Annotated in this window: 11 protein-coding genes; 6 read left to right on the top strand and 5 right to left on the bottom strand. The window is 68.3% G+C overall.

Translation table 11 applies throughout. From position 1 onward, the window contains the following. Window positions 1-71: 71 nt before the first annotated feature. Entirely contained in the window at window positions 72-806 is a 735-nt protein-coding gene (locus ENSA7_RS18600; RefSeq protein ID WP_219908004.1) for a DUF2071 domain-containing protein, read from the bottom strand. Between the two features lie 87 nt (window positions 807-893). Between ENSA7_RS18600 and ENSA7_RS18595 the strand changes: the two genes are divergently transcribed. Both ENSA7_RS18595 and ENSA7_RS18590 read left to right on the top strand, forming a co-directional pair. Next, entirely contained in the window at window positions 894-2,078 is a 1,185-nt protein-coding gene (locus ENSA7_RS18595) for an acyl-CoA dehydrogenase family protein (protein ID WP_106090648.1), read from the top strand. Between the two features lie 7 nt (window positions 2,079-2,085). After that, complete coding sequence (locus ENSA7_RS18590; RefSeq protein WP_106090647.1) at window positions 2,086-3,228, top strand: acyl-CoA dehydrogenase family protein; 1,143 nt, start codon at window positions 2,086-2,088, stop codon at window positions 3,226-3,228. Here the strand turns inward: ENSA7_RS18590 and ENSA7_RS18585 are convergent. From ENSA7_RS18585 to trpS, 3 genes are all read right to left on the bottom strand, one after another. After that, window positions 3,180-4,055 (bottom strand): pirin family protein, encoded by an 876-nt coding sequence (locus ENSA7_RS18585; RefSeq protein WP_106090646.1) that lies wholly within the window; start codon window positions 4,053-4,055, stop codon window positions 3,180-3,182. The genes ENSA7_RS18590 and ENSA7_RS18585 overlap by 49 nt on opposite strands. A 351-nt stretch (window positions 4,056-4,406) precedes the next feature. Continuing rightward, a complete protein-coding gene (locus ENSA7_RS18580) occupies window positions 4,407-5,192 on the bottom strand; it encodes a GNAT family N-acetyltransferase (protein WP_146157841.1) in 786 nt (261 codons plus the stop codon). Continuing rightward, a complete protein-coding gene (trpS, locus tag ENSA7_RS18575; protein WP_106090644.1) occupies window positions 5,189-6,232 on the bottom strand; it encodes a tryptophan--tRNA ligase in 1,044 nt (347 codons plus the stop codon). The genes ENSA7_RS18580 and trpS overlap by 4 nt, the downstream gene beginning before the upstream one ends. 36 nt (window positions 6,233-6,268) lie before the next feature. Here trpS and ENSA7_RS18570 point away from each other — a divergent pair, with 36 nt between their 5' ends. From ENSA7_RS18570 to ENSA7_RS18560, 3 genes are all read left to right on the top strand, one after another. Next, window positions 6,269-7,867, top strand: a complete 1,599-nt coding sequence (locus ENSA7_RS18570; RefSeq protein WP_106090643.1) for a hypothetical protein — start codon at window positions 6,269-6,271, stop codon at window positions 7,865-7,867. 121 nt (window positions 7,868-7,988) lie between these two features. Next, window positions 7,989-9,179: an ATP-binding protein gene (locus ENSA7_RS18565; RefSeq protein ID WP_106090642.1), complete on the top strand. Its 1,191-nt coding sequence runs from the start codon at window positions 7,989-7,991 to the stop codon at window positions 9,177-9,179. Beyond that, window positions 9,176-10,177: a ParA family protein gene (locus ENSA7_RS18560; RefSeq protein WP_106090641.1), complete on the top strand. Its 1,002-nt coding sequence runs from the start codon at window positions 9,176-9,178 to the stop codon at window positions 10,175-10,177. Before ENSA7_RS18565 ends, ENSA7_RS18560 begins: the two co-directional genes overlap by 4 nt. Window position 10,178: 1 nt before the next feature. Here the strand turns inward: ENSA7_RS18560 and ENSA7_RS18555 are convergent, their stop codons facing one another. Beyond that, complete coding sequence (locus ENSA7_RS18555) at window positions 10,179-11,807, bottom strand: DNA polymerase (RefSeq protein WP_181233880.1); 1,629 nt, start codon at window positions 11,805-11,807, stop codon at window positions 10,179-10,181. Window positions 11,808-12,118: 311 nt separating this feature from the next. Here ENSA7_RS18555 and ENSA7_RS18550 point away from each other — a divergent pair, with 311 nt between their 5' ends. Then, window positions 12,119-13,546 (top strand): KamA family radical SAM protein, encoded by a 1,428-nt coding sequence (locus tag ENSA7_RS18550; RefSeq protein ID WP_106090639.1) that lies wholly within the window; start codon window positions 12,119-12,121, stop codon window positions 13,544-13,546. Window positions 13,547-13,925 lie beyond the last annotated feature (379 nt).

Raw genomic sequence — 13,925 nt, 5'->3', positions numbered from 1 at the left:
CGATCACGGGCGCCTGCGTTTTGCCCAGCGCGAATGACGCTCCCCCTGTGCACGCACGTGCAACCGCGCGCTCAGCCGGGCTCTAGATCTTCGAGCGCGTGCCAGCTGTGGTCGATGTTCCGCATCAGCAGCGCGTGATCGAACACCGCCGCCCCCTCGCCGAACGCCGCGGGATCCGCAAAGAAGCTCGAGTACACCCGCTCGACCTCGAGCGGCTCGCACACCCAGTTGGGACAGCGCAGCTCGATCCCATCGAAGCGCCCCGGGTCGGAGGTCGCCGAGTACCCGGCCGCGCCGCGCTCGAAGAACCCCGACGCGTCGGCCAGCGATCCAAACACCGACCCGGTCGGAAAGCTCGCGGTCGAGCGGGCGTCGACCTCGACGGCGGCGCTGTGATCCCGACTGTGCATGTGGACCGACCAGCACCCGCTCGCCGGATCCTCCTCGACCTCGAAGTCCGCGGGGTGATGCTCGCCCGGAAAGATGCGACCGCCCGCCAGCGCGTTCAGGCACAAGTTGGTGTCGCGCCGCGGAATGTACACGCCCTCGCGCCGCTGCCCGTCCTGCTCCCACTCGACCGCGACCCGGTGGGCGGCGTTCTCGGACCGCAGCCCAATGTCGAGGAAGAAGCACTGCGGTCGGACCCGGACCAGGCGGATCAGACAGATCCCCGCCATGCCGTAGCCCTCGACCAGCAGCGGCCGGAATCCAGCCGGCAGCACCCCCGCCAACGCGGCGGGATCGACCCGGTAGTTGACGAGGATCCGCCGTTCAATCACACCAACGAGTACGGGTAGCAGCGACACGCAGGCGCGAGTATGGCCTGGGTCACCCACCCCCAGCAACGACCTCTCGCGCGCGTCTGTCAGCCTGCTAGAGTCCCGGCCGCACCGATGGACCTCAACTTCACCTCCGACGAACAAGCCTTCCGCGCCGAAGTCCGGGCGTGGATCCACGAGGCGCTCCCCGAAGACCTGGCCGTCAAGGCCCGCGCGTCGGCCCAGTTCACGCACGATGAGCTGATGCGCTGGCACGAGATCCTCGCGGCCAAGGGCTGGGTCGCGCCAGCGTGGCCCAAGCCGTTCGGCGGGCCGGGGTTCTCGGCCGCCGAGCGCTTCATCTTCAACGAGGAGCTCGAGCTGGCTGGCACGCCGCCGCTGAGCCCGTTTGGGCTGGTCATGGTCGGGCCGCTGATCCAGCGGTTCGGCACCGACGCCCAGCGCGAGCGCTTCCTGCCCAAGATCCTCAGCGGCGAAGAGGTCTGGTGCCAGGGCTACTCCGAGCCCAACGCTGGCAGCGATCTCGCAAGCCTGCGCATGAGCGCCGAAGACCGCGGCGATCACTTCGTGGTCAATGGGCAGAAGACCTGGACCACCTACGCCCAGTACGCCGACTGGATCTTCTGCTTGGTTCGCACCAACGCCGCGGGCAAGAAGCAGTCGGGCATCTCGTTCTTGCTGATCGACATGCGCTCGAAGGGCGTCGAGGCCCGGCCGATGCTGACGATCAGCCACAGCCCGGCCTTCTGCGACACCTTCTTCGACAACGTCGAGGTCCCCAAGGCCAACCTGCTCGGGCCGATCGACGGCGGCTGGACGCTGGCCAAGGCCCTGCTCGGGCACGAGCGCACCCTGGTCGGCTCGCCCGGTCTGGTCCGTCGCTGGCTCCGACTCGCCCGCGAGATCGCAACGGCACAGGTCGGCGACGACGGCCGCCCGCTCGTCGAAGATCCGCACTGGTCGCGCCGCTTCGCCGAGCTCGAGATGCGTCTGCGGGCCCACCAAGTCACGATCTATCGGGCCCTGTCCGAGCAGCTAAAGGGTCGGCACCCCGGCCCCGAGACCTCGATCTTGAAGATCGTGGGCACCGACTTGATCCAGCGGGTCGGCGAGCTGTGCATGGAGCTCATGGGCCACGACGCGCTGGCCTGGCTCCCAGAGCCGGGGGTCGTCCCCGCCAACGAGGCGTGGGTCGGGCCAAGCTTTTGCTACGACCGCGCCGCCACGATCTACGCCGGGTCCAACGAGATCCAGCGCAACATCATCGCCAAGCACATCCTGCAACTCCCGAGCGCCTGAGGATCCCGTGGACTTCGACCTCAACGAAGATCAACAGCTGTTGGCCAAGACCGTGGCCGACTTTTGCAAGACCCGCTCGCCCGTGTCGCGCTTCCGTGAGCTGCGCGACGCGGACGGCCGCGGCTGGGACGCCGCCACGTGGCAACAAATGGGCGAGCTCGGCTGGCTGGGCGTGGCGTTCCCCGAGGACGTCGGCGGGCTCGAAGCCTGCTTCATCGAGGTCGCCCTGATCCTCGAGCAGCTCGGCAAGAGCTTGGTGCCCGAGCCCTACCTCGCCAGCGTCGTGCTCGGCGGCTACGCGCTCGCGCTCGCTGGCGACCCGGCCCAACGAGAGCGCTGGCTCGCGCCGATGGTCGAGGGCGAGACCAGCCTCGCGCTGGCCTGGGCCGAGGCTGGGGCGCGCTTCGATCCGACCCGCGTCAGCTGCACGGCGACCCCGAGCGCGGGGGGCTTCGTGCTGTCGGGCGCCAAGCGGTTCGTGCTCAATGGCCACGCGGCGGATCAGCTGATCGTCTCGGCGATGACACCCGATGGCCTCGCGCTGTTCGTGGTCGACGCCGACGCGCCAAAGCTGACCCGCACCAGCTTGGGGCTGATCGACGGTCAGCGCGGCGCTCACCTGCAGCTCGAGGGTGTCGCGGTCGAGGCTGATCGGCGCCTCGCTGCCGCGCCAGCGGCTGAGGTGCTCGGCCGCGTGCTCGACTACGGGGCCGCGGGTGCGGTCGCCGAGGGGCTCGGCGTGGCCTCGGCCATGCTCGATCTGACGACCGAGTACCTCGGCACCCGCGAGCAATTCGGGGTCAAGATCGGCAGCTTTCAGGCGCTGCAGCACCGCGCGGTGGACATGTTCATCGAGGTCGCGCTGCTGCGGTCCATGAGCATGGAAGCCATGGTCCGCGCCGACGAGCCCGGGCCCGAGCGCAGCGCGGCCGTGAGCGCGGCCAAGCACCAGCTGGGGATCGGCGGGCAGTTTGTCAGTCGCCAGAGCGTGCAGCTGCACGGGGGCATCGGCGTGACCGATGAGCATGACATCGGGCTGTACTTCAAGCGCATGCAGGCGCTCAGCACGATCTGCGGGGACGCGACCCACCACGCGCAGCGCTACGCGAGCGCGGCGGGCGAGAGCGTCCCCATCTCACCCGCTTCATAGCGGGCCCGCGCGGCCTTCAGGTCCGCCTCGTTGGTCATCGCAAACGGTCCGCCCCAGATCACGGGCTGGCGCAGCGGCGTCGCGGCGCACACCAGCGCCCGCAAGGTCGTGTCGTGACCGCGCAGCGTCACACCCACGCCGGCCTCCGACAGCACCACGATCTCGTGCCCGTCGATCGGCTGCTCGCCGACCAGGCCCGACCCCGAGATCGCCAACACCCACGCCCGCTGCCCGTCCGCGAGCGGGAGCTCGAGCTCCGCCCCGGGCTCGAGCGTGACGTCGAACATGTCGACCGCCGTGGCCAGCTGCCCAACTTCCGCGACCGGTGAGCGAGCCTGATCGAGCGCGCCGACCAGGACCCGAACCTTGCTGCCCGTGCCGACGACCTCGGGTATCTGGCCCGCGTCAGCGTGGAACACCCGGGGTGGCAGCTGCTTGTTGGCGGCCGCGAGGTCCACGAAGATCTGAAAGCCCCAGCAGTCCTCGCCCACGGTCGCGGGCAGCTCCTCGTGCACGACCCCAGCACCCGCCTGGGTCCAGTGCAGCGCGCCGGGGCCGATTCGGCTGTGGTCGCCCAAGCTGTCGCGATTGGTGAACACGCCCGTGGACTCGGGCAGCATGTACGTCACCGCCGAGAACCCAGCGTGCGGGTGCGGGGCGAAGGTCGGCTGCGACATGTGGAACAGATCGATGTTGAGGACCGGATCGAGATCGAGCTCGGTCGAGCAGCGCGCGCTCACGGTGCTGAAGCCGGGGCGATGCTTGACCTCGCGCAGCTGGTGATGGACGACGACGGACTTTTGCTTGGCGCTCTCGGTGTTCGACATGCTGTTCCTGCGCTCGGTTACGGCTGTGCCCGTCGCCACTCCCGAGGGTTGGCCCCGGTCGCTCGCGTGAACGCGGCCTCGCTAGCGTACCCGACCTCGGTGGCGACTTCGGTCCGCTCGCGCCAATGCGGAGACTGCGGGCGGCGACGCGCATCCACCCGCGCTCGAGCGACCGGCGGCGGCCTCGCCCAGCCGCTCACTAAACCATGTGTAGGGCGACGACAGGGTCACTCACGCGACGCGAGCGAGGAGGTCGGCGGGGCCCACGACATCCGCGGGTTCGGCGTGAACCGGGCCAACACGGCGGGCTGCTGCGGGTCCGCCCCCGCGGTGGTGGCAGCGAGACGCGCGTCAGGGATGCGTCGACCGCCGCACCACGTGGGAGCGCTGCGCGACCTCGAACCCGCTCGCGAGCAACGCCCCGAGCCACGCCGCGTCCGCGCCACACGGGTACAGCACGAGCGGTGTCGTGGTCGCGAGGCGTGCGCGCAGCGAGGTGATCAACTGCGGGACCGAGCTGTCCGCGGAGCGAGGCTCGACCCGCTGAGCCAGCCACGCCCTGCCCTCTCGAGTCAGCCACGCGCGACCGAGCGCGAGCTCGACGAACGCTCGCTCTTCGACCGGCGTTCGCTCCCACGCCTCGGGAAACCACGACCACAGCGGCGTCGCAGCCAAGCTCGGAGCCGCGGCCCCGGTCGTGACCCGCTCACCAGACCCGAGCCCAAACCCCAACAGGGACAGCTGCGCATCCACGACGACAAACCCCTGGCGCTGATACCAGTCCAGTCGCTGGGGCTCGGCCAGGAACTGGACCGACGCAAACCCAGCCGCCCGGGCCCGCGCGCTGACGAAATCCAGCAACGCCCGCCCCAGCCCGCTCCCGCGCGCCGCCGCGACCACGCCGACCCCCGCCCCACGCGCGACCGACCCGAGCGACGGCACCCGGCCGAGCAACACGTACCCCTGCACTTCAGCGCCGCGCATCGCGACAGCCGACAGCGCCGGGTCGACGCCCGCGCGGGTCAGCTTGCGCCGAAACCACCCCGGCTGCCGCTGTCCGCGACCGAAGATCGACTCCGCGACGCCCTGCAGGCGGCCGAGATCGCCAAACTGCTCGCCGCCAACGAGCTCGATCACCGCAGCCCGCACGCGCGCTTGCAGGCGTCGATCGTGGCCCGCGCGACCGCCCGCGCCTGCTTGGCCGAGCGCTCGAGCACCGCCTCGACCTGCTCGGGGTGGGCCAGGTAGTGCTCACGCCGGGCTCGCGCCGGCTCGAAGTGCGCGTCGATCTTGGCGGCCAGCAGCTGCTTGGCGTGGCCCCAGCCAAAGTCCTGCCCGTCGCGCTTGCCGGCCTGGTACCAGCCGCGGATCTGCTCGAGCTCGGCCTCGTCACAGAACAGCTCGAGCAGCGCGTACACGTTCTCCTTGCTGGTCTCGCCGTGCTCGTCGGTGCGCGAGATCGACAGCGGGCTGCCCAGCGGGGTCGAGTCCGTCACGACCTGCCCGACCGCCTTCTTGAGCGGCTTGCCCGACAGGAACAAGGGCAGCGTGTTGCCGTAGCTCTTCGACATCTTGCGCCCGTCGATGCCGGGCACGTAGGGGGTCTTGGACAGCCGCCACTCGGGCCGCCGCAGCACGGGCGTGTCCTGGGCGAACGCCTCGTTGAAGTGCGTGGCCATGTCCTGGGTCATCTCGATGTGCTGGACCTGATCCTTGCCCACGGGCACCAGCGAGCTCTGGTAGATCAAGATGTCGGCGGCCATCAGCACCGGATAAAAGAACAGCCCGGCGACCGGCTTGATCCCCTGGTTGACCTTGTCCTTGTAGCTGTGCGCGCGCTCGAGCAGGCCCATGCCCGTGACCGTGGACAGCAGCCAGGTCAGCTCGGTGACCTCGGGGATGTCGCTCTGGCGAAACAACAGGGCCTTGTCGGGATCCAGGCCACACGCGAGGTAGGTCAGCGCGACGTCGAACACATTCTGGCGCAGCGCCGCGGGGTCGCGCAGGGTCGTGAGCGCGTGATAGTCGGCGATGAAGTAGTAGCTTTGACCCGGGAACTCGTCCTGCAGCGCGATGTGCTGCTGCATCGCCCCGAAGTAGTTGCCAAGGTGCAAGGTGCCAGACGGCTGGATGCCAGACAGCACCCGGGGCGGCAAAACGTTGTTGGCGGCGGCCATGGCCGCCGAGGGTAGCGCTTGCTGATATGCTTGGCCATGCGCGGGTGTACGTGGCTGACCATCTGTCCCTGGGCCGTCTGGGTGCTCGCGTGCAACGCCCCGCCGTCGAGCGAGGCCAGCGCTGGCGGCGAGACCAGCGAGTCGGGCGAGTCGGGCGAGTCGGGCGACGGCGACGGCGACTCCGGTGATGGCGACGGCGATCCCGGCGACGGCGACGGCGACGACCCGCCCCCCGAGGTCGTGACGATCGCCCACCAGTTCGACCCGATCACCCTCGACCCCTTCGAGGAGCGCCTGCCGTGCATCTCGTGGACGATCGACAACGAGCAGGCGCTCTACGTACAAGCGGTGACCCTGGCCAACACGGGCGGGTTTCACCACAGCAACGGGTTCGTGGTCCCCGATACCCTCTACGACGGGCCCGATGGCGTGTGGGACTGCAAGTCCCGCGACTTCGACACGATCGAGGCGTCGCTCGAGGGCACGGTGTTGTTCGGTCAGTCCACCCAGTCGTGGGTCGAGGAGCAGCGCTTCAACCCGGGCGCGGTCGTCAAGATCCCGCCCAAGCACCGGGTCGTCGCCGAGCTGCACCTGCTCAACCTCTCGCCGACCGAGCTCGACGCCTCGCTGCGCATGAGCCTGGATCTGCTCCACCCCAAGGACGTCGACGTCGTGCTGACGCCGTTCGCCTTCCAGTACACCGACTTGCAGATTCAGCCGCTCAGCGAGACCCGCTTCGTCGCCGAGTGTGACGAATTCATGCACGTCGCCAGCCCCGGCACGGCCCCCTACTCAATTCATTGGTTGCTTCCGCACTATCACTATCTCGGCAATTACTTCAGCGTCGAGGTCATCGGCGGCGCCCAAGATGGCGCGGTCCTCCACCAGATCGACGGTTTCGACGCCTCGCCGATCGGCAAGCGGTTTGACCCGCCGCTCGATATCTCCGACGCCGACGGAATACGCCTGACCTGCGGCTACGACAATTGGACCGACTCGCTGATCGGCTGGGGTGTCGGGGACCAGGAAATGTGCATCGCGTTTGGGTTCGCGGACACGCCCAATGTCAGCCAGGCGACCGCGTCGAGCGGCAGCGCGGTCGGGGCCGTCGATGGGATCCCCCACTTTCAAGGTGACTGCTTCTCACTGATCGCGCCCAAGCCCCCCGGTCACGGCCCGCCCACGCAAGACGAGCTCGACGGCGAGCTGTACCTGCCGCCGCTCGATCCCGAGGATCAGGGCCTGCCGCCGTTCCCGCCCTGCGAGGACACGCCGGCCGACGCGGTCGCCAGCCTCGCGCCGACGCTGAGCAACGTGGCCGCCAACGTGTTCGTGCCCGCGTGCGGGTTTTCTTCGTGTCACGGATCAGGCGGCGGCGCGGCCGGGCTCAATTTCGAGGGTGACCTGCACGCGGACTTGCTCGGACATCAGGTGCTGGCGACCACTAATTTGCCGTTGATCGATCCAGGCAATCCCGAGGGCAGCTGGCTTTATCGCAAGCTCGCCAGGTGCGAGCCGCTCGATGACAATCAGTCGGTCGTCAGCCACATGCCGCTCAACGCACCGTTCTTGCTCAGCCCGGGGTTGGTCGCCACGGTGCGCGATTGGATCGCCGCCGGGGCGCCGAATGACTAAGACACGCTGCGCAACGCGCCTCGCCATTCCCCCGCAGCGGTGCGCTCGCCAGCTCGTTGCTCAACCCGATCTGACGCGGTATCGTCCCGCCACCCATGCAAGCCCACTCGCAGCCTGACCCATGCTGACGCCCGAACAACTCGCAGAACTTGCGGCCGATATGGAGAGCTTTCGGGTCGAGCGCAAGGCCTCAGCAGCGAGCATCGACAAGATCGAAGAAACGGTGTGCGCCTTCGCCAACGATCTTTCTGGGGCCGGTAAGGTGGGCGTCATCTTCGTCGGCGTCGACGACAAGTCTGGCTTACCCACGGGGCTTCCCATCACGGACGCGCTCTTGCTCAAGCTCACCGAGCTGCGCGGGAACGGCAAGATTCTGCCGTTCCCGCAGCTGCTCGTGTACCGCGCCGAGATCGAGGGCACGCCGATCGCGGTCGTCGAGGTCGAACCGTCAGCCACCCCCCCCGTCCGGCTGCGTGGTCGGACCGTAGTCCGCCCGGGGCCTGGCGGGGCAACCGCCACGCGTGAGGACGAGCGGGTCCTGGTCGAGCGTCGGCGCAGCCAAGAGCTGGCCTTCGATCAGCGCACCGTACACGGGGCAACCCTCGACGATCTAGATCTGCAGTACTTCACGAGTGAGTTCTTGCCCAGCGCCGTCGACCCGGGCGTGTTGGCTGAGAATGGCCGCAGCGTCGCCGAACAGCTCGCCGCGCTCCACCTCGCAAGTCCTGACGCGATCCCCAATGTCGCTGGCCTCCTCGTGCTGGGCCGAGATCCCACTGCCTTCATTCCCGGTGCCTACGTCCAATTTGTGCGCTTCGACGGCACGGAGATGACCGACCCGATCGTCGACCGCAAAGAGCTGGCGGGTCCGCTCCCGCGAGTGCTTCGGCAGATGGATGACATCACCGCAGCTCACATCCACGTAGCCACCGACGTCAACGGGCGGACCGAGAGTCGCGCCCCCGATTATCCGATGCCCGCGATGCAACAGCTGCTGCGAAACGCGGTGATGCATCGCAACTATGAGACCAGCCACGCGCCCGCGCAGTGGTACTGGTTCTCGGATCGGATCGAGATCCACAACCCAGGGGGTCTGTTCGGCCGGGCGACACGAGAGACATTCGGCAAGCCGGGCGGAAACGACTATCGAAATCCGACCGTGGCCGCGGCGCTGTATCAAGTCGGTCTCGTACAGCGCTTTGGCATGGGCGTTCCCCTGGCCCGCAAAGCGTGCGCAGACAATGCCAACCCCGAGCCAGAGTTCATCTTCGACCAGCCTAGCTTCGCAGCGATCGTGAGGGCGCGGTCGTGAAGAAGATCGCCTTTTTCAACAACAAGGGCGGCGTCGGCAAGACGACGCTCGTCTACCACGTCGCCCACATGTTGGTCGAGCGAGGTCAGCGCGTATTGCTGATGGACCTCGATCCACAGGCAAACCTCTCGGCGATGTGCGTCTCCGAGGAGCGACTCGAGCAGCTGTGGCCCGATGCGTTGGAGCACCCTCAGACGATCTTCGGGTGCATTCGACCGATCCTGCGCGGACTCGGTGACATCGCCGAACCACACATCGAGGAGCTGACGCCAGGGCTCAGCCTGGTCGTCGGGGATCTCGCCCTCTCCTCGTTCGAAGACAAGCTGTCCGACGCGTGGCCGCGCGCGCTCGATCGCGACGAGGCGGCATTTCGGACCCTGTCAGCTTTTCACCGGGTGACCCAATTAGCGGGTCAGGCGTTCGGTGCGGACATCTGCTTCTTTGACGTCGGCCCCAATCTCGGGGCGATCAACCGAGCCGCGTTGCTCGCCTCTGACTTCTTCATTACGCCGCTCGCACCTGACCTGTTCTCGATGCAAGGGTTGCGCAACTTGGGCCCGACTCTGAGCGATTGGCGCTCGGGTTGGGCCGATCGTCTGTCGCGCAACACGGCGACTGACATCGACCTGCCGCACGGTGAACTGCGTCCGCTCGGCTACATCGTCATGCAGGCAGGCATGCGGCTCAGCCGGCCGGTCAGCGCCTACGAACGCTGGGTGCGACGCATGCCGACCGAGTTTCATCGCTCAGTCTTGGGTGACGGCACGGCCCCCACGAATACGGACAGCGATGAGTGGTGCCTGGGAATCATGCGACACTATCAGAGCCTCATGCCCCTGGCTCAGGACGCCCAAAAGGCGATGTTCCAGCTGCGACCGGGCGACGGAGCGATCGGGGCACACATGGGCGCGGTGCAGCGGTGCCGGGCGGACTTCGATCGCCTATCCACGCGCATCCTCGAGCAGGTCGACATCGTCACGTCGAGCGCCGGAACCTGAGCTACCCCCAGTGATCCGCGATCTCCGCCTCGACCACGATCGGCACCGAGTCGACCAGCTCCGCCATCGCCGCGATCATCACCTGCTCGACGATCTCCCGCCCACGCTCGGCCTGCGCCGCAGGAACCTCGGCGATATACTCGTCATGCACGACCAACACGCCGCGCCCGCCGATCTGCGCCAGCGCCGGCTCGAGCTTCAGCATTGCGATCTTGAACCCCTCCGCCGCCGTGCCCTGCACGGGGATGTTGAGCGCCGTGTTGAACGAGAAGTGCCCGGCCAAGAAGGTGCGCCGCCGACCCATGGCGGTGACCACCGTGATGTCTTCGCGCTCGCCCGCCCGCGACATCGCGCCGATCCGCCGATGCCACGCGGCGATGCCCGGGAACGTGCGAAAGAAGGCCTCGCGGGCGGCCGCGGCCTCGCGCTCGTCGAGCTCGAGCCCGTAGGAGTCGCGGGCGTATTGCGCGAACCGGCGCGCGCCCATGCCAAACAAGAACCCAAAGTTGACGGCCTTGGCCAGCTTGCGCTCGTGGCTGTCGATCTCGTGCTCGGGCTTGCCCGCGAGGTTGGCCGCGGTCGCGCGGTGGGGATCACGACCGGCCCGAAACACCGCGCGCATGGCCTCGCATGGCGCGAGGTGGGCGGCCACGCGCAGCTCGATCTGCGCATAGTCAGCGATGATCAGCTTGTGCTCGGGGGCGGCGACAAAGCACGCGCGGAGCCCGGGGGCGGTGTGCTCGGCGGGGACCTGTTGCAGGTTGGGCTCGGAGCAGGAGAACCGCCCCGAGTCGGCCGCGAGCGGGTGCAGGCGACAGCGCATGCGCTGATCCTGACCGACGTAATCGCGGGCCCAATACCGGTAGGTCGAGATCAGCTTGTCGAGCCGAGCGGCTCGCTCGACCACGCCTTCGACCTCGGCGTCGACGTCGAGCTCGGCCCGCTCGCGGACCCAGCCCGAGGCGATCCGTTCGAACCTGGGCGCGTCGACGCGGATCCCCACGGCCTCCATGGCCACGACCGCGGGGATCAAGCTGCACTCGAACGAATAGACCCGCGCGAGCCCACGGTCGCGCAGCATCGGCGTCATCGCCCGCAGCAGCTCGAGCAGGGCCTCGGCCTCGCAAGCCAGGCGCACGCTGGTCGAGCTCACCGTCAGCAGGCCGTCGGGCAGCTCGCGCCCGAGCAGCTCGCGGACGGATCGGTCGATCGGCCGATGATCCCGACGCCGATCGGCGCCCTCCCCCAGCAGTGTTGACGCTGCGGTCGCGCAGCCGAACCGGGTCGGCGCCGAGACCCCGCGCGCAGCCAGCACGCCCAGCGCCCGGTGAGCGTCGGCGAACACCAAATAGGGCGCCGGCTGGCCCTGCCACAGCGGCGCGAGCAGGCCGCCGAGATCGAGCGCGGGGTCGCAGAGCAGCGCGCGCTCGAGCAGCAACACCGCGTCGTCACGGTCGCCGTCCAGGCCAACCGCGATCGCCAGCCCCTCGAGCTGAGCACCGCGAGGATCGTCACCGCTGCGCAGTCGAGCCCCATCCCGCCCACGAACGTCCAGCGCCACGCCGAGCGCCTTCGGCCTGCGCTGCGCGATGCCTGCGATCGCAGCTCGGCCACGCTCGACCTCGGCCACCTGCACGAGCTTCGGCGTGGGCCACGGCGGCCGCGGCTCGACGGCGGGTTGGCGCGGGGAGGCGATGGCGGAGTCTACCCCTTCACGCCTTCGTTGCCGCAACGCGGGGTCCTGGCCGCGCGTCGCGCCCCGCGGACGCCCTCGCGCGGATGCCCGCAACCGCCGGCTTCGGCGCATGTTTGTTTGTTGTTGCGGTAGCCCCCCCAGTAAACCCGGATTCACCTACGATCGCGCGCGTTGGTTGACGCGCATTGCTGCGAATCCCCGGCCACGCCTGGAACAACAGCGCGCCTCGACCTAATGAGGAACCCATGACCGCCGACGCGCCCAAGTCCCCGACCAGCCTGCCCGTTGTCGCCGACGGGGGCCGCTCGCGCCCGACCCAGCGCGAGCACCGGGACAAGCCCCCGGTCGATCCGACCACGCTGATCCACCGCGAGCTGGTCAGCGACGAATTTTGGCGCCAGATCCCAGCCTACAAGCAAATCGACGAGGCCACGTTCCTCGACTACCGCTGGCAGATGAAGCACTCGGTGACCAAGGTCGCCAAGCTGCTCGAGGTCCTGCAGGATCTCGCCCACGACGACTTCATCTCTGACATCCGCGAGGGCTTTCACCACGCGCCGATGGCCGTGCGAGTCTCGCCCTACCTGCTCTCGTTGATCGACTGGTCCGACCCCTACAAAGATCCGATCCGGCGGCAGTTCATCCCGACCAACTCCGAGCTGCTGCCCGACCACCCCAAGCTCGACCTCGACTCGCTGCACGAGCTCGCCGACGCGCCGGTCCCAGGTCTGACCCACCGCTACCCCGACAAGGCGCTGTTCCTGGCGCTCGACACCTGCCCGGTCTACTGCCGGTTCTGCACGCGCAGCTACGCGGTCGGGCTCGACACCGACGAGGTCGAGAAGGTCAGCCTCAAGCCCAACAACACCCGCTGGGATCGCGTGTACGAGTACATCGCCTCGCGCCCCGAGCTCGAAGACATCGTGATCTCGGGCGGCGACGCCTACAACCTGCGCAGCGATCACATCCGCGCGATCGGGGAGCGGCTGCTGGCCATGCCCAACATTCGCCGGCTCCGCTTCGCGACCAAGGGACCGGCCGTGATGCCGCAGAAGCTGCTCACGGATCACGCCTGGGTCGACGCCCTCACCGACATCGTGGAGCAGGGCCGCAAGGTCCACAAAGAGGTGTGCCTGCACACCCACTTCAACCACCCCAACGAGATCACCCAGATCACCGCGCAGGCCATGAACAAGCTGTTCGAGCGCGGCATCACCGTGCGCAATCAGAGCGTGCTGCAGCGCGGGGTCAACGACAGCACCGCGGCCATGGGCCTGCTCGTCAAGCGGCTCAGCCACGTCAACGTGCACCCCTATTACGTGTACATGCACGATCTGGTCAAAGGCGTAGACAACCTCCGCACCAGGCTGCAGACCGCGCTCGACATTGAGAAGGACATTCGCGGGATGACGGCCGGGTTCAATACGCCGACCTTCGTGACCGACGCGCCGGGCGGCGGCGGCAAGCGAGACGTGCACTCGTATGATTGGTACGATCGCGAGACCGGGGTGTCCGTGTATCGCAGCCCCAACGTCGATCCGAATCGGTTCTATTGCTACTTTGATCCGATTGATCTGCTGCCCGAGGCCGGGCGCGCGCGCTGGGCGGACCCCGCCCAGCACGACGGGATCATCGCCGAGGCGATCGAGACCGCCAAGCACCGCCCGAGCTAGGGTAGCGACCATCCCGCGGGTGGGCGGAATCGCCACTCCCGAGCAAATTGACGTCGATTCCTCGACCGGACCTCGGCGGTCACATGGCTCGGGCGGCTGAAATTCTTGTACGGTCGCGTAATGAAAAAACCGTGGCAAGGATCTTCTCTAGCTCTCTCCATCGCTGCGCTCAGCGGCCTCGTCGGATGCCCCAGCGATGACTCCATCGTGGCGGAGACGGGCACCTCTGCCACGGAGACCGCCGGCGATGGTGACGGTGACCCGACCGGCGACGGCGACGGTGACCCAACCGGCGACGGCGACGGCGACGGCGATCCAACCGGCGATGGTGACGGCGACCCGGGCGGCGGCTGTGGCGACGGCGTGGTCGACCCCGGCG

This window comes from Enhygromyxa salina (assembly GCF_002994635.1).
GTDB classification, from domain to species: Bacteria; Myxococcota_A; Polyangia; order Nannocystales; family Nannocystaceae; genus Plesiocystis; species Plesiocystis salina_B.
Note: the sequence above shows the minus strand (reverse complement) of the source record. Positions and strands in the feature narration are given on the sequence as shown.

Bases quoted from the DNA above. Each gene is read 5' to 3' on its own strand.
- ENSA7_RS18550 (WP_106090639.1), top strand. From the start codon at position 12,119: ATGACCGCCGACGCGCCCAAGTCCCCGACCAGCCTGCCCGTTGTCGCC.
- trpS (WP_106090644.1), bottom strand. From the start codon at position 6,232: ATGGCCGCCGCCAACAACGTTTTGCCGCCCCGGGTGCTGTCTGGCATC.
- ENSA7_RS18565 (WP_106090642.1), top strand. From the start codon at position 7,989: ATGCTGACGCCCGAACAACTCGCAGAACTTGCGGCCGATATGGAGAGC.
- ENSA7_RS18595 (WP_106090648.1), top strand. From the start codon at position 894: ATGGACCTCAACTTCACCTCCGACGAACAAGCCTTCCGCGCCGAAGTC.
- ENSA7_RS18570 (WP_106090643.1), top strand. From the start codon at position 6,269: ATGCGCGGGTGTACGTGGCTGACCATCTGTCCCTGGGCCGTCTGGGTG.
- ENSA7_RS18585 (WP_106090646.1), bottom strand. From the start codon at position 4,055: ATGTCGAACACCGAGAGCGCCAAGCAAAAGTCCGTCGTCGTCCATCAC.